The organism is Streptomyces mobaraensis (assembly GCF_020099395.1).
Taxonomy (GTDB): domain Bacteria; phylum Actinomycetota; class Actinomycetes; order Streptomycetales; family Streptomycetaceae; genus Streptomyces.
Genome location: NZ_CP083590.1, coordinates 2,961,670 through 2,975,914 on the forward strand (window position 1 = coordinate 2,961,670; position 14,245 = coordinate 2,975,914).

The window sequence follows — 14,245 nt, forward strand, 5'->3', positions numbered from 1 at the left end:
CCCGGCCCACCGACTCAGACGAGGGCGGCGACCAGCAAGGCGAATGCGGTGACGATGACGGCGACGCGGACGTAGTGAAGGCAGTCCCAACGCCTCAGCTGCCGGCGCCAGTCGGCGGGCCGGCAGTCGGCAGTCCATGTCGCGACCCGGTCGTTGATCGGGACGAGCAGCAGGATCGACATGACAACACTGAGGATCAACAGTGCGGCGGCGCTGACGACGAGGCCGGTCCCGGGACGGTGCCATCCGACGATGACCCAGGCCGCGCCGAGGACGAGCGAGCCGACGTACCAGAACGGCATCACGGCACCGAGCAGCCGGGCCCCGCGGGTACGGCCGAGCGGACCGTTGTCGCCGGGGAGACCGTCGACGATCGGATGGAGGAAGAAGGCGACGGAGAACTCCACCCCCACCATGACGCCGACGACCACGGTGGTGAACACCTCAAGTGCGGTAAGCATGACCTTCCCTCCTGATCTAGCAACGCTAGATATCAGGGCGACGCTAGTTCGTCTGTCGCTCGCTTGTCTAGCGCTGCTAGATTCCTTCCATGTCAGTGCAGGAACGCAAGGAGCGCGAACGGGCGGTCCGCGAGCGCCTCATCGTGGCGACGGCCCGTGAACTCGCCGAATCCCAGGGCTGGGAAGCGGTCACCACCCGCCGGCTCGCTGAGCACATCGAGTACAGCCAGCCCGTCCTCTACGGCCATTTCCGAGGTAAGCGGGAAATCATCGGCGCCGTCGCCGTCGAGGGAGCCGCCGAGCTGGCCGCTGCGCTGCGGACCGCGGTCTCACCCGCGGACCAACCGCGCGACCGAGTCGCCCGCCTCGCCCGCGTCTATCTCGACTTCGCCGAGCGCAACCCGGCGGCCTACGACGCGATGTTCCGCCTCGACGGCGGTCTGGCGTTCGCGCAGAAGGAAACCCCGGAGCCGTTGAAAGACGCCTTCGCCCGGCTGCTGGAGAGCCTCGGCGAGGTCGCTGGGGACGGCGTCGACCCGGCGCTGTTCACCGAGGTGTTCTGGGCGACGCTGCACGGACTGGCGACCCTGACCCGGGCCGGACGGCTGCCACCTCAGGACATGGAACGGAGGGTGCAGCTGCTCGTCGACCGCCTCGTCATGGTCTGACATACCGCCCCGGCGCTGACGTTCCGGCCGCCGAACGCGCCCGCCGACGACACCACCAGACCACGGCCGAGCGGGCTCACGCCCCACCAATCGGCGTGATCCGCCGATCCGCCGATCCGCCAACGCCCGAACCGAGCAGTTTCGGATAAGTTTCCGTCCCGCCCGCTCACTAACGTAAGGCGCATGTTCACCGCCATCACGCACTCGCAGATATTCGTCCTCGACCAGGACGAGGCCCTCGACTTCTACGTCGGCAAGCTCGGCCTGGAGGTCGGCGCTGACATCGACATGGGCTTCATGCGCTGGCTCACCGTCCGCGTCCCCGGCCACCCCGACCGCGAGATCCTGCTGGAGAAGCCGGGCGCCCCGGCCATGTCCGAGGAGACCGCCGCCCAGGTCCGCGACCTGGTCACCAAGGGCGCCATGGCCGGCTGGCTCATCCTCACCACGGACGACTGCCGCAAGACGTACGAGACCCTGCTGGCCCAGGGCGTCGAGTTCACCGAGGAACCGACCGAGCGCCCGTACGGCACGGACTGCGGCCTCCGCGACCCCTTCGGCAACCGCATCCGCTTCACCCAGCCGAAGGGCTGACGCGTCACGCGCCGAGCGCGGCGTTCCAGACCGGGCTGTCCACGTAGTGGTTGTCGAACCGCTCCGAGGACTCCCTGATCTCGTCGGGACCGGCCTCGCCGCGCATGACCCGTCCCAGCAGCCGCAGGTAGTCGAATCGCGCCATGCCGGGCGTGAAGGCGAACAGGACATCGGCCGTGCGGCCCGGAGCGGCGGCGAAGGCGTGCGGGGTGTTCGGCGGGACGAGGAGGAAGTCCCCGCTGTTCAGAACCTTGATCTCCTGGTCCACCAGCACGCGGAGCGAGCCGTCGACGACGAAGAACATCTCGGCGGCACGCGTGTGGAAGTGCGCCGGCGCCCCGACGGCCCCCTCGGCGAAGGTCGAGCGGTAGCTGGTCAGCAGACCGCCGGTGGCGTCGGAGTCCGCCAGCAGCGTCATCACGCTGCTCGGGTCACTCGCGGTCTCGGCCTCGGCGGCCCGGGTGAGGACGGCGGTGAAATCGGCGCTGGTGCTTGTGCTGGTGCTGGTGCTGGTGCTGGTGCTGGTGCTGGTGCTGGTGCTGGCCATGGTGGTGTTCCCCCTGATCAGGCGGCGCGTCCACGCCGCTCGTCGATCAGACTAGGGGCAGACCGGCCCGAGGGATTGGTCCACTTCCGTCAGGGAAACATGGGCCACTTCACAGGGGCCGGCCCAGGCAGGATCGGGCCCGGCGCGTCACAGATCCATGCTCACCTCACCCAAGGCATTCCAGCGCTTTCTCGTCTTCTCCCGGCCGTTCTCGTCGAGGACGACCAACTCCGACAGCCGGCCGTTGGCGTGCCAGTACCGCCACTCACCCACCGCGGCACCCATGACGGTCACGCCCTCGGCCCGCTTGGTCCCGTCCGGCCACCACTCCTGCTGCCGCCCGTGCTCGATGCCCTGGAAGTAGGTGCCGAGCGACAAGGTGTGCCCGTTGTCCGCCAGTTCCTCGACTTCACCGGTGAAAAGTTCCCCTTCGTAGCAGGTGCGCCCGTACTCGTCCACGTAGGTCTGATCGCCTTTGACGCGTACCGCCCGCACGGAGGTCGGCGTCTCCTTGAGCGGCTTCACCGGCGGCTCGGCACCACCGCGAGCCTCGGTGCCGCTGGGCCCTGACTCATGCTCGGCGGGGAGCTGCCGGCGGGGTCCGAACTTGCGCGTGAGCTCTGCGCGCCAACGCGCGGCGTTGCTGCCGTCCAGTTGTCCGGCGAAGGCGGCACGGGCGGCGTCGACGAGCTCGGGAGGGGCCCCCGGGCCATACTTGACGATCTCCCACAGGGCGTCATCCGTTTCCATGTCGAGGCCGGTGTGGTTCCGCAGACCCTGTCCGCTCAGCACCTCTTTCAGCACGGTGGCGAAAACCCTCGTCAACTGGTCGTCGGTCGGCCGATCTCGGCGCATGGATCCACCTCTCCCCGGAGCGGACGAACCGCCCTGTCCCTGTACGACGCCCGGCATGATCCGGCGGGTTCCCGCCGCCGGGCAACCGCAGCGCGGCGCGGCGGGTACACCCAGCTCGCCGCAGGGAAGCAGCGCCGTCGTCACCCAGCCGTCGCCGGGCAGTTGCTCCGGCTCATCCATGCCCTCGTAACGCCCCCTCCCGGCATGGGACACGGTGAGCGCTACCGGGCACGCAGCCCAATGCCCGAGGCGAGTTCCCGTCGCCCCGCCGTGTGGGGGTGCCGGTGGACCAGATCCACAGCAACGCGGCGGATCGCCGGCCGATCCCGGACCTCGGCCGGGGAAGCACGCAGGGCCTCCAGGAGAGCGTCGGCGGTCTGTTGGGGTTTACCCCACTGCCACCAGGCGCGGGCGAGGTCGGTGTGCATGCGGGCCTTCCGTTCGGCCGTCGGGAACTGGCCTGGGCGCAGCTCGCGGCCGACGTGGAGAGCGGCGCCGACGTCGCCCAGGGCCCAGTGGACGCCGACTTCGTAGAGGGTGACGGCCGCCGGGCTGATGGAGAACGCGGCCCCGCCGGCGGCGTGTTCGGCAGTCGGCGGACCGCCCGCGAAGCTTCGGCGATCAGGGCAAGGGCCTGGTCGCGGTGGCCGGCCCGGGCGGCGGTGTACGAGGTGGTGCAAAGCATCTGCGCGTACGCCATAGCCTGCGCCTGGGTGGCCAGGCCGGTCCGTTCGACGGCGACCAGGGCGCTGTCGACAAGGCGCTGGGCGGCCTCCGGCTGGCCCTGGTGCCGCAGGACGATGCTCAGCTCGCGCGATGCGGCGGCGGTGGCGATGGGGTCGCCGGAGAGGTCCGCGTACGTGATGGCCCGGTCGGCGGTGATCCGGGAACGCTCGTACTGGCCGATCTTCGTCAGGACGCGCGAGGCCAGGGCGTAGCAGGATGAAAGGGTCGCATACGTGGCGTCCGTGCGGGTGGCGGTGGCGGTGGCGGCGCGGGCGTCGGAGTTCTGCCACGAGCACTTCCAGGGCCGGTTCCTGGAGCACATCCCCGAGATCGAGTTCACGTACGACGGGTCGGTCGAACGCACCGCGGAAATCATCGCCGGGAACGGGTTCGAGGTGGACTGGAAGCTCTGGGAGGCCGACTACGCCAAGTGCGGGCCGTGCGCCCAGGGCACCAGCTGCCACTGAGCGAACCGGAACGGTCAGGCCCGGGGACGCCGCGAGCGTCTCCGGGCCGTTCCATGGGCCAAGCGGACGGAGTTCGGCGAACACGCCTCGGCGACAGAGCAGTGCCGATACGGTGGCGAACTCACGTGGCCCGCCGTTCCCCGCGAGGAGCCCCATGCCCCGCCCGCCCCTCACCCCCGCCGAATACTGGAACCTCTACAAGCCATACCGGGGGGAGGGCGAGCAGCCGGCCCCCGCGCCCGACCGGTTCGAGTGGACGCAGTTCCCCGACCACGGGCCCGGCCCGGAACTACTCGGCACGCCGCGCACCGTCCTGGAACTCGGGCCCGGAGAAGGGGCTGACGCTGTCTACCTCGCACGTCGCGGCGCCCAGGTGACCGCCGTGGACTTCTCCGCCTACCAGGTCGAGCGCGCCCGCCGCTGGTGGGCGAACGAGCCGAACGTCGCCTTCGTTCACGCCGACGTGTGCGATTTCCTCGTCACCGAGGCCACCGAGTACGACGCGATCTACTCCATGTGGGGCGCGGCGTGGTTCACCGACCCCGACCAGCTCCTGCCTCTGGTCGCCAAGCGGCTCGCCCCCGGCGGCATCTTCGTCTTCAGCCACGCCGAGCCCGCCCCCGACGTGTACGGGCCCCAGCGGATGCACGGCAAGTGGCTGGAAGGACGCGAGCGCGAACTGACCGTCCTGCGCTGGCAGTACGCCCCCCACATGTGGGCCGAGCTGCTGAAGCGCCACGGCTTCGACGACGTCGACGCCCGGATCATCCCCCCGCCGGGCGACGAGGCCCTGGGCACGCTGCTCGTGCGCGCCTCAGTGGATAGGTTCTGTCTCTCCGATCAGGATCGGAGCCAGACGAGGAGTGCGACGGCGGTGACGGTGCCGAGGTAGACGTATCCGCGCTTGTCACAGCGGGTGGCGACGGCCCTGAACTGCTTGAGGGCGCCCCAACGAGAGGCGTGCGCCCCCTAGTCAGCCTGTGCGCTGGCAACGTCTTCCAGGCGCTCCCAACAGCCCTTAATCGGTGCCGAGTTGCGTGTACTCTCGGCCACACCCAACTCCACAAACGGAGCGGCCCCCGCATGTCTGCCAGGACATCGCGAGGGCCTACACCGCCGAGGTCTGAAACGGAGACCCACGGGATGATGCGCCATGTTAGCGCGCCCCAGCGTCGCTTCACCCAGGTATCGAACGACATCATTCGCCACGCGGACCTTTCTTCGGATGCCGTACGCCTTCTCGTCTGGCTGCTGTCACTCGCCGACACCTCCGGCGTCTCCTTCTCCGACGTCGCGCGGCGGGCTGGGATCAAGAACGGGGCGTTCCAGCGGGCCAAGGCGCAGTTGAAGGAGGCCGGTTACGCGCATGAGTGGCGGCGGCAGGGGGCCGACGGGCGGTGGGTGACCACGCAGTTGGTGGCTTCGGTGCCGTTGAGTGCCGAGGAGGCGCGGGCCGTGTGGGACGGGCAGGAGGTGTCCGGCTCACCGAGTACCGGGGAACCGGCCGTCGGTGAGCCGGGGTGTCGGGTGGTCGGTGGTCACCCTAGGGATAAGACGGTGAGCAACACGTCCCTTCCGCCCGCCCCGCCGGAGCCAAAGCCCCAGCCCCAGCCACAGCCACAGCCACAGGCGGAACCGTGGCCAGAACCGGAGCCGGAAGCGGAGGAGCTACCGCCACCGCCTCCCCCACCCGGGCCGCGCCCGACTCCCCCGGCCTGCCTGCCTGAGCAACTCATCGAGCACGGCGCACTCATCCTCGCCTCCGTCTCCCACCGCGAACCCCGGCTGCGGCTGACCGGCCGGGAGGTCAAGGAACTCGCACCGCTGGCGGCGGACTGGCTGCTGCGCGGGGTGAAGGCGCCTCAACTGCGGGAGGAGTTGAGCGTCGGGCTGCCGGAGCGGATCCATCACGCCGCGGCCCTCGTCCGCAACCGGCTGCTGCGCAAGCTGCCGGAAGCTCCGCCGATTTCCGCCCCTCCCCCGCCCCGCGAGCGGGCACAGCCGAAGAACATGACCATGCGCGAATGCCGGGGCGATCACACGCAAGGGTTCCTCTTCCACCCGGTGGACGACGAACCGTGGTGCCGCGACTGCCGGAGGGAGCGGGCACTGGCCGCGGCGGAAGCCGCCCGGGGGGCCGCCGTCCGGGGCGGCGCCGCCGTACGCGCCGCCCTGCGTGGCACGTGACCGGAGCGCCCGCTCAGGCGGGGACGCCGTCCGGGGCGGTGCCGGGCAGTTCCGGGGGCCCTCACGCGGACGGGCGGCCCCGCCCCGGCGACGCGAAGTCACCGGCGGCAGGGCCGCCCGTCCGATCGGAACCGTCCGATCAGAACCCGTTCCGATCGGAACCGCCCGGTCAGAGGAGACCGAGCTCGCGCACCGCGGTCCGCTCCTCCTCGAGCTCCTTGACGGAGGCGTCGATGCGGGCGCGGGAGAAGTCGTTGATCTCCAGGCCCTGGACGATCTCGTACTTGCCGTCCTTGCAGGTGACCGGGAAGGACGAGATGAGGCCCTCCGGAACGCCGTAGGAGCCGTCCGAGGGGATGCCCATGGAGGTCCAGTCGCCCGCGGCGGTGCCGTTGACCCAGGTGTGGACGTGGTCGATGGCGGCGTTGGCGGCGGAGGCGGCCGAGGAGGCGCCGCGCGCCTCGATGATGGCCGCGCCGCGCTTGGCGACGGTCGGGATGAAGGTGTCGGCCAGCCACGCCTCGTCGTTGACGACCTCGGCGGCGTTCTTGCCCGCGACCTCGGCGTGGAAGATGTCCGGGTACTGGGTGGCGGAGTGGTTGCCCCAGATCGTCAGCTTCTTGATGTCGGAGACGGCGGTGCCGGTCTTCTTCGCGAGCTGCGAGATGGCGCGGTTGTGGTCCAGGCGGGTCATCGCGGTGAAGCGCTCGGCCGGCACGTCCGGCGCGGCGGCCTGGGCGATCAGGGCGTTGGTGTTGGCCGGGTTGCCGACGACCAGGACCTTGATGTCGTCCGCGGCGTGGTCGTTGATGGCCTTGCCCTGCGGCTTGAAGATGCCGCCGTTGGCCTCCAGGAGGTCACCGCGCTCCATGCCCTTGGTGCGGGGGCGGGCGCCGACGAGCAGCGCGACGTTGGCGCCGTCGAAGGCCACGTTCGGGTCGTCGGTGATCTCGATGCCGCGCAGCAGCGGGAACGCGCAGTCGTCGAGCTCCATGGCGGTGCCCTCGGCGGCCTTGAGACCCTGCGGGATCTCCAGAAGTCGCAGCTTGACCGGCACGTCGGCGCCGAGGAGGTGACCGGAGGCGATGCGGAAGAGCAGCGCGTAGCCGATCTGACCGGCCGCGCCGGTGACGGTGACATTGACGGGAGTGCGGGTCATGGCGATCTCCTGCTGCGAAACTGGCGGTGGGTGTCCCTGCCCCTGTTGTGCGGACCTCTCTTGGTATCAAGAGATCCGGCGTCAGGCTATCCGACCGCGCACGCCCGGAACCCCCGAACCGGTGTGGGACGCCTCACCCGAGTCCCACCCGGGCCTCACCTGGGCCTATGGCACCTCCTGTGACGCTTCGGACGCCTCTTCCGCCCCGGCGGCACCGGACGCCCCGGCGGACCCCTTCGAACCGTCAGTCCCGGGCGTCCCGCTGCTCTCTCCCGTCCCCGGCTTCCTGGGGAGCGTGCAGCCCTGGCGTCCGGAGCTGAGCACCACGCAGGCCCTGGCCTCGCCCGGAGCCGCGACCGCGACCATGGTGCTGTGGCCGTCCGTGCCGCGCTCTATCCGGCCCTCACCGGTACGGGAGGCCGCGCTGACCCGCAGGGTGTCGCCCGGGCCGCCCTGCGTCATCCGGGCCCACGCCGCCTTGCAGGTCTCGCTGTAGCGCACCTCCACGTAGGTGCTGCCGATCGTCGCCGAGCCCGCCGTCGTCGCCCGCCGGCCGCCGCACCCCATGCTCTCGGGGTCCTTGCCCGTGCACGCGCCGCCCGCGCACCTGACGCCCGCCGGGAGACCGGCCGGGCTGCCGGCGTCCCGCGCGGCGGCCGGCGGCGGGGCCTTCCGGGCGCCGCCGCCCGGCCCGTACCCGAGCAGCAGGACGGCCGCGACGACCATGAACAGCGCGCCGACCGCTCCCACCGTGAACAGCAGCGCCGCGCGGCGCTTGGGGCGGGGGTGGGAGCGGGGGTACGGACGGGGGTACGGGCGCCGGCCGGCCGAAGGCCGCTTCGCCGCACCTGCGGGCGTGCCGCCGGGCCGGCCGCCGGGCGTACCGACGGGCGGGCCCGCGGAGGCGTCGGTGGAGGGATCGGTGGACGGGTTGGTGGAGGGGTTGGTGGACGGGTTGGTGGAGGGAGCGGCGGACGGGTCCGCCGACAGGTCCGTCAAGGGGATCGCCTGCGCACGGGCGTCCACGCCGGCCGCCCTCGCGGAGGGGAGGCCGGTACGGGGCCGGGGCCCATCCTGGCCCTCCGCGTCGCCTCGCCTGTCCCGTTGGTCCTGCCGCGATTCCGTCAGCTCTCGCGCCCCTTCGGGCGTCACCTCGGGCGTCACCTCGGGCGTCGCTTCAGGTGTCCCCCCTGGCGCCGCCTCGGGCGTCGCCCCGGACGTCACGTGCTCACCATCGCCCGCACCCGGCTCCGCCGCCCTCCCCCTGCGGAGCGTCCAGCCCCGCCTCCCCATGGCGGCCGGCGGCGCGTACTCGGCCAGCGCGGCGCGCGCCGCCTCGACCCGGAGCCCCTCCATCGTCACGTCGTGCCGCAGCTCGGACCGGCTCCAGGCGCGTTCGGCCAGCTCCCAGATGGTCAGCAGGTGCCCGACGTCCGTGCCCGTCGCCTCCGCGAGCGCCTCGGTGGCACCCCGCGGCGGCAGCAAGCGGCCGTTGAGGTAGCGCTCCCAGGAGGTCTTGCTGTACCCGGTGCGGTCCGCGACCGCGCCGACGCTCATCCCGTTGCGCTCGACGATGCGGCGCAACTGTTCCACGAACTCCCGCACTTGCGGGTCGAGTTCGTCCGACAGCGCTCTCCAACGAGGCATGGCCCTCCCCCTAGTCACCCTGCGTACCGCGGTGCTACCCAGGGGATGCCGCGACACAGCCTCCCAGTTCCTCGTCGGCGGGCGCATAGGGGCGTTCAGGGTTGATCAACGCACCAGGGCGCACGCCCCCTCGCCCGCCGTGCACCCGAAACACCCTTCGGGAAACGCACCCTTCCGGTGGGGCAGGGCGCCATTCCGGTACAGAACGGTGACCTCGTAGCGGAATGATCTGTTCCGCGTCACAAGACCCGGACCCGCCTTGAACCGGAATGCCGCCGTCTGGATGCTCGGGGAGGACGTCCGGCCGGTCCTCCCACGGGGGTGGAGGACCGGCCGGGTCCGCCCGTTCCCCCACCCGCCTCGCCCGCTTCGTCGTCGCCTCTTGCTCCCCTTGCTCCCCCCGCTCCTCCCGCGTCCCGCGCGTCACCCGCCCGGCGCGGCGAAGCACTCGGCCGCCCCCTCGGCCGGGTGCAGGCAGACCCGGGCCCGGCGCGGATCGTCGGTCGCCGTCATGGCGGTCGACAGGTAGATCTCCGTGTCGCGGCGGCTGGCGGCCCTGACCTCCTTGGCGTCGGCGCCGGGCAGCGTCAGCTCCACCCGGTCGCCCAGCCGCAGGCCGGTGGCCTTGGCCCAGACGGCGCCGCACTTCTCCGCGTACCGGATCTCGATCCGCTCCCCGCCCGCCGACCGCCGGGAGGCCAGGGTGACGGGCAGCCCCTGAGCGCCGCACCCCATCGCCTGCGCGTCGGCCCCCTCGCAGTCCTTGCCGTGGCAGCCGGGCTCGAAGGACTGGGCGTAGGACGGCACGGAGGACGAACCCGGTCCACCGGGCCCGGCGGCCGTCCCGGTCGTCGCATCCTCGTCCGACAGCAGCGCCAGGGCCAGCGGGACGGCCGCCGCCAGCGCCGCCGCTCCGACGACGAGGGACCACCCGGGGACGCGCCGGCCGGGCCGCCGCCCAGTGTCCGCGTCCGCCGGAGCGTCCGGGGACGCGCCGGCGGACGCGGGCGGTGACACCGGCGTGCCCGCCGCTCCCCCGCCGGTGGCCCCGGGAGCGGACGCGGCCCGTCCGGTCCACCGCTGTTCCGCCAGCTCCCACAGGGCGAGCGGCCGGCCGGGCGGCTCGTCCGCCAGTGCGCACAGCGCCTCGATGGCCTCGCGCGGCGGCAGCTTCTTGCCGTTGAGGTACCGCTCCCAGGACGACTTGCTGAACGCCGTCCGCCCGCCGAGCGCGGCCAGGCTCAGACCGGTGCGTTCCCGCAACTCCCGCAGTGCGGCGGCCAGCCGGGCGCACTCCGCGGGCAGCGGGGGCCCGGCGTTCACCGGCGCAGCTCCTTCCAGGTGTCGGGGCCCACGATCCCGTCCACGACCAGGCCCCTGGCCTTCTGGAACCGCTCCGCCGCCGCCTTGCTGCGAGGGCCGAAGGACCCGTCGGTCAGTCCGGGGTCGAAGCCGTGGTGCTTGAGCAGGCACTGGGCCTCCAGCACCTCCCAGCCACTGCTCTTGAGGTCCATCAGCACCGTGCGGGTCGGGCTGTACCCGGCCCACAGCTCCCCTCCCCGGCGCTCCACGGGACACGGGCGGGAACGTCCCTGCACGAAGACGAAGGGGGACGGGGAGTCCATGGCCGACGGCGCGTCGGCCTTCGGGTGGGCGTCGTCGTCCTTCCAGGGCCGGGCGGCCAGCAGCGCGGCCGCCAACGCGACGACGAGCACGGCCACCGCCGCGATGTACAGCCACAGGCGCCGCTTGGTCTCCTGGAGCCCCGCGGCGTCCGGCAACGCAGGAGGCGCGGGAGACGTACCGGACCCGGCAGAGGTGGCGGACGTAACGGACGTGACGGACGTAACGGATGCGGCAGACGTGGCGGATGCGGCGGAGGGCCATGCCTCCTCCGCTATCTCATGCAGCACCAGCAGGCGGGCCGGATCCGCTCCGCACACCCGGGCGAGTTCCTCCACGGCTTCGCGGGGCGGCAGTTGCCGCCCGTTGAGGTAGCGCTCCCAGGAGGACCGGCTGTACGACGTCTTGGCCGCCAGCGCGGCCAGGCTGAGTCCGCTGCGGTCCTTGAGTCTGCGGAGTTGTACGACAAACTGGCTCACCCGTTGGTCGAGCGACGCCGGCAGTTCCTTCCAACGCGGCATGTTCCACCCCACACCGTCACATGGTCCCCCGAGGCATGAGCCTCCTGTGTCGCACATGATGGCGACGCCTGACGGCGTTTTCCCGTGCCTTCGGCCGACACGCAGGTTTCCGGCCAACGGCGGTGGAGCCGGAACGTCCCACCGCGGCCTCAGGAGCGCGGGCGTCACCGCAGTTGAGAGCGTGGGACGTCCCACGACGGCCCATCCGGCCGGAAACTCTTGGCAGGTGGGGATGTGGCGCATCACAGTCAGTGCAGCGAGCCGGTCGGCGCGGTCCACCCCGCGCCGGCCGGCCGTCTCCCGGCCGGACCGTCCTCTTACGGGGGAGAGGACGGTCCACCGGGACCATCCGGTCCGCCCGCACCGCCCCGGGCCCGCCCCACCATCCCGGAGCGGCCACACCGCCCCGGACCGGCCACACCGTACGGACGGGCCACACCGTACGGACGGGCCACACCGTACGGACCACTCAGACCGTGAAGTGCAGAATGTCGTCCAGGAAAGGGATCTTCAGCCACGCGTGCGGCTGCGCGAGCATCGCCAGGAGCAGGATCGCCAGCCCCAGCCCGCCGTACGTGAACATGTCCGTGAACCGCGACCGTACGGCCAGCATGCCGACCGAGGGCAGCGCCCAGCGCAGCACCGCGCCACCGATCATGGCGATGCCGATCAGCATCGTCCCGATCCGGAAGCCGTCCAGGGCCACGATCAGCAAGCCCAGACCCGTCAGCCCCAGCACCACCAGCAGCGGCCACTGCCGCGCCGGGGCGGGCGCGCCCCCGGGGGCGGCGCGCCCGCCGCCCTCCGGCCGCGCGGTGTCGCGGGTGAACTGGGGGAAGCGGCGCGACATCCGGGACCGCCCGGAGCCCGCCGCCTTGCCCGTCTCAGCCGGCATCGACGCTTCCCCCGGCCTCGTCGCCGGAGGCACCCGCGGCGAGCTCCGCCGCCTCGACGACGTTGACGAGCAGCATGGCGCGGGTCATCGGCCCGACGCCGCCCGGGTTCGGGGAGATCCAGCCGGCGACCTCCGCGACCCCCGGGTCCACATCGCCCATGATCTTGCCCTCGCCGTCCCGGCTGACGCCGACGTCCAGCACGGCGGCGCCCGGCTTGACATCCTCCGGCTTGATCAGGTGCCCGACGCCGGCCGCCGCGACGATGATGTCCGCCTGCCGCAGGTGGGAGGAGAGGTCACGGGTGCCGGTGTGGCAGAGGGTGACCGTCGCGTTCTCGGAGCGGCGGGTGAGCAGCAGGCCGATCGACCGGCCCACGGTGATGCCGCGCCCGACGACGACCACGTGCGCGCCGTTGATCTCCACGCCGTGGCGGCGCAGCAGCTCGATGATGCCGTTCGGGGTGCAGGGCAGCGGCGCGGTCTCGTTGAGCACCAGGCGGCCCAGGCTCATCGGGTGCAGGCCGTCGGCGTCCTTGGCCGGGTCCATCAGCTCCAGCACCCGGTTGGTGTCGATGCCCTTGGGGAGCGGGAGTTGGACGATGTAGCCGGTGCAGTCGGGGTTCTCGTTGAGCTCCCGGACGACCGCCTCGATCTCCTCCTGCGTCGCGGTCGCCGGCAGCTCGCGCTGGATGGACCCGATGCCGACCTGGGCGCAGTCGCGGTGCTTGCCCGCCACGTACCACTTGCTGCCCGGGTCGTCGCCGACCAGGAGCGTCCCCAGGCCGGGGGTGACGCCCTTGGCCTTGAGGGCTTCCACCCGCGTGGAGAGTTCGGACTTGATCGCGGCCGCGGTGGCCTTGCCATCGAGAATCTGAGCGGTCATGGCTCCATACTCCTGGATCCGGCGGCGGCCCTTCCAATCAGGAGGGCACGCCGCCCTGTGTTCACTGGTACACCGGGGGCGGCCACCGGTGCACCGTGGTGGGTCGCTGGTGCACCGTGGTCGGTTCACGTTCACGTGGAGATCACGGTCGCGCGGCGCTTGAACAACGCAGAGGGTATCGGCTGGACAAATGTCAAGAGCCCTACCACGATGAATCGCCAGTGCCGCGGGCGGTGACGGGGGGTGCGCCGCTCAGCCAGTCCTCCGGAAGTCCGCGTCGTCCCCGCACGAGCAACGGAGGAATCCCCCGACCATGAGCTTCGGTCAGCAGAACAACCCGTACGGCCCGCCCCAGCAGGCCGGCTACGCCTACCCGCAGCAGGCCCCGTACCCGGGGCAGCCGTACGCGCCGTTCCCGCAGCAGAGCGGGTACAACGGGATGCCGCCGGTGCCGGCGGAGATGCCGGGCATCACCAAGGCCGCGCGGATCTTCATGTGGGTCATCGCGGCCGTGCACGTGACCATCTCCGGGCTCATGATCTGGGCCTATGTGGCGATCAAGGACCAGGCGGGGAAGCACACCGGCGAGACGGTCACCACGCGCAACGGCGACACCGTCGACGCCGAGACCGCCTTCGGCCTCGCCCGGGGCTTCGTGGCCTTCCTCGCCATCCTGGCCGCGGTCTTCGCGATCATCGGCATCATCCTCGCCATCCGTTACGGCAAGGGCCGCAACGGCGTCCGCGTCGGCTCCATCGTCTACGCGTCGTTCGCCATCATCAGCGGCCTGTTCACCGCCCCCGCCTACGGCCTGGGCCTGCTGACGCTGGTCATGGCGATCCTGACCATCGTCTTCTGCGCCAAGCGCGCGTCCGCCGAATGGTTTCAGCGCCCGCGGTACTGAGCGCCGCAGCCGCGTCATCGAGCGCCGCACACCGTCCGGCCCGGAGGCCGCACCCTCACCAGGGGTGCGGCCTCCGGCCGTTCTCCGTCCGGTCGGCCGAAGCCGGTC

General features: G+C 71.8%; 16 protein-coding genes. 7 read left to right on the forward strand and 9 right to left on the reverse strand.

Features of this window, described 5'->3' with window-relative positions; translation table 11 throughout:
- Nucleotides 1-14: 14 nt before the first annotated feature.
- Complete coding sequence (locus K7I03_RS12540) at nt 15-461, reverse strand: DUF1772 domain-containing protein (protein ID WP_185941376.1); 447 nt, start codon at nt 459-461, stop codon at nt 15-17.
- Between the two features lie 89 nt (nt 462-550).
- Between K7I03_RS12540 and K7I03_RS12545 the strand changes: the two genes are divergently transcribed.
- Nucleotides 551-1,129 (forward strand): TetR/AcrR family transcriptional regulator, encoded by a 579-nt coding sequence (locus K7I03_RS12545; protein WP_185941377.1) that lies wholly within the window; start codon nt 551-553, stop codon nt 1,127-1,129.
- A 183-nt stretch (nt 1,130-1,312) separates the two neighbouring features.
- Nucleotides 1,313-1,723 carry a VOC family protein gene (locus tag K7I03_RS12550; protein WP_185941378.1) on the forward strand — a complete coding sequence of 137 codons (411 nt, stop codon included), beginning with the start codon at nt 1,313-1,315 and terminating at the stop codon, nt 1,721-1,723.
- 4 nt (nt 1,724-1,727) lie between these two features.
- Here the strand turns inward: K7I03_RS12550 and K7I03_RS12555 are convergent, their stop codons facing one another.
- Nucleotides 1,728-2,270: a cupin domain-containing protein gene (locus K7I03_RS12555; RefSeq protein ID WP_185941379.1), complete on the reverse strand. Its 543-nt coding sequence runs from the start codon at nt 2,268-2,270 to the stop codon at nt 1,728-1,730.
- A gap of 147 nt (nt 2,271-2,417) precedes the next feature.
- On the reverse strand, nt 2,418-3,125 hold the full coding sequence (locus K7I03_RS12560; RefSeq protein WP_185941380.1) for a toxin-antitoxin system YwqK family antitoxin: 708 nt from the start codon (nt 3,123-3,125) through the stop codon (nt 2,418-2,420).
- Nucleotides 3,126-3,409: 284 nt separating this feature from the next.
- Between K7I03_RS12560 and K7I03_RS34315 the strand changes: the two genes are divergently transcribed.
- From K7I03_RS34315 to K7I03_RS12580, 4 genes are all read left to right on the forward strand, one after another.
- Nucleotides 3,410-4,063, forward strand: a complete 654-nt coding sequence (locus K7I03_RS34315) for a hypothetical protein (protein WP_185941381.1) — start codon at nt 3,410-3,412, stop codon at nt 4,061-4,063.
- 21 nt (nt 4,064-4,084) lie between these two features.
- Nucleotides 4,085-4,318 (forward strand): glycine-rich domain-containing protein, encoded by a 234-nt coding sequence (locus K7I03_RS12570; RefSeq protein WP_224347759.1) that lies wholly within the window; start codon nt 4,085-4,087, stop codon nt 4,316-4,318.
- Between the two features lie 154 nt (nt 4,319-4,472).
- Complete coding sequence (locus tag K7I03_RS12575; protein WP_185941382.1) at nt 4,473-5,210, forward strand: class I SAM-dependent methyltransferase; 738 nt, start codon at nt 4,473-4,475, stop codon at nt 5,208-5,210.
- Between the two features lie 251 nt (nt 5,211-5,461).
- Nucleotides 5,462-6,505 carry a helix-turn-helix domain-containing protein gene (locus K7I03_RS12580; protein ID WP_185941383.1) on the forward strand — a complete coding sequence of 348 codons (1,044 nt, stop codon included), beginning with the start codon at nt 5,462-5,464 and terminating at the stop codon, nt 6,503-6,505.
- A 169-nt stretch (nt 6,506-6,674) separates the two neighbouring features.
- Here the strand turns inward: K7I03_RS12580 and K7I03_RS12585 are convergent, their stop codons facing one another.
- The 6 genes from K7I03_RS12585 to K7I03_RS12610 form a co-directional block, all read right to left on the reverse strand.
- Entirely contained in the window at nt 6,675-7,664 is a 990-nt protein-coding gene (locus tag K7I03_RS12585) for a malate dehydrogenase (protein ID WP_185941384.1), read from the reverse strand.
- A gap of 165 nt (nt 7,665-7,829) precedes the next feature.
- Nucleotides 7,830-9,311, reverse strand: coding sequence for a helix-turn-helix domain-containing protein (locus tag K7I03_RS12590; RefSeq protein WP_185941385.1), 1,482 nt, complete (start codon nt 9,309-9,311; stop codon nt 7,830-7,832).
- Between the two features lie 423 nt (nt 9,312-9,734).
- Nucleotides 9,735-10,634, reverse strand: coding sequence for a helix-turn-helix domain-containing protein (locus K7I03_RS12595; RefSeq protein ID WP_185941386.1), 900 nt, complete (start codon nt 10,632-10,634; stop codon nt 9,735-9,737).
- Nucleotides 10,631-11,455, reverse strand: a complete 825-nt coding sequence (locus K7I03_RS12600) for a helix-turn-helix domain-containing protein (protein ID WP_185941387.1) — start codon at nt 11,453-11,455, stop codon at nt 10,631-10,633. The genes K7I03_RS12595 and K7I03_RS12600 overlap by 4 nt, the downstream gene beginning before the upstream one ends.
- A gap of 469 nt (nt 11,456-11,924) precedes the next feature.
- On the reverse strand, nt 11,925-12,350 hold the full coding sequence (locus K7I03_RS12605) for a DUF3017 domain-containing protein (RefSeq protein ID WP_185941388.1): 426 nt from the start codon (nt 12,348-12,350) through the stop codon (nt 11,925-11,927).
- A complete protein-coding gene (locus K7I03_RS12610) occupies nt 12,340-13,233 on the reverse strand; it encodes a bifunctional methylenetetrahydrofolate dehydrogenase/methenyltetrahydrofolate cyclohydrolase (protein WP_185941389.1) in 894 nt (297 codons plus the stop codon). Before K7I03_RS12610 ends, K7I03_RS12605 begins: the two co-directional genes overlap by 11 nt.
- Before the next feature lie 313 nt (nt 13,234-13,546).
- Here K7I03_RS12610 and K7I03_RS12615 point away from each other — a divergent pair, with 313 nt between their 5' ends.
- Nucleotides 13,547-14,137, forward strand: a complete 591-nt coding sequence (locus K7I03_RS12615) for a hypothetical protein (RefSeq protein ID WP_185941390.1) — start codon at nt 13,547-13,549, stop codon at nt 14,135-14,137.
- The last annotated feature ends 108 nt before the right edge of the window (nt 14,138-14,245 follow it).

Bases quoted from the DNA above. Each gene is read 5' to 3' on its own strand.
- K7I03_RS12555 (WP_185941379.1), bottom strand. From the start codon at position 2,270: ATGGCCAGCACCAGCACCAGCACCAGCACCAGCACCAGCACCAGCACC.
- K7I03_RS12540 (WP_185941376.1), bottom strand. From the start codon at position 461: ATGCTTACCGCACTTGAGGTGTTCACCACCGTGGTCGTCGGCGTCATG.
- K7I03_RS12580 (WP_185941383.1), top strand. From the start codon at position 5,462: ATGATGCGCCATGTTAGCGCGCCCCAGCGTCGCTTCACCCAGGTATCG.
- K7I03_RS12610 (WP_185941389.1), bottom strand. From the start codon at position 13,233: ATGACCGCTCAGATTCTCGATGGCAAGGCCACCGCGGCCGCGATCAAG.
- K7I03_RS12615 (WP_185941390.1), top strand. From the start codon at position 13,547: ATGAGCTTCGGTCAGCAGAACAACCCGTACGGCCCGCCCCAGCAGGCC.
- K7I03_RS12575 (WP_185941382.1), top strand. From the start codon at position 4,473: ATGCCCCGCCCGCCCCTCACCCCCGCCGAATACTGGAACCTCTACAAG.
- K7I03_RS12550 (WP_185941378.1), top strand. From the start codon at position 1,313: ATGTTCACCGCCATCACGCACTCGCAGATATTCGTCCTCGACCAGGAC.
- K7I03_RS12600 (WP_185941387.1), bottom strand. From the start codon at position 11,455: ATGCCGCGTTGGAAGGAACTGCCGGCGTCGCTCGACCAACGGGTGAGC.
- K7I03_RS12560 (WP_185941380.1), bottom strand. From the start codon at position 3,125: ATGCGCCGAGATCGGCCGACCGACGACCAGTTGACGAGGGTTTTCGCC.
- K7I03_RS12590 (WP_185941385.1), bottom strand. From the start codon at position 9,311: ATGCCTCGTTGGAGAGCGCTGTCGGACGAACTCGACCCGCAAGTGCGG.
- K7I03_RS12585 (WP_185941384.1), bottom strand. From the start codon at position 7,664: ATGACCCGCACTCCCGTCAATGTCACCGTCACCGGCGCGGCCGGTCAG.
- K7I03_RS12545 (WP_185941377.1), top strand. From the start codon at position 551: ATGTCAGTGCAGGAACGCAAGGAGCGCGAACGGGCGGTCCGCGAGCGC.
- K7I03_RS12605 (WP_185941388.1), bottom strand. From the start codon at position 12,350: ATGCCGGCTGAGACGGGCAAGGCGGCGGGCTCCGGGCGGTCCCGGATG.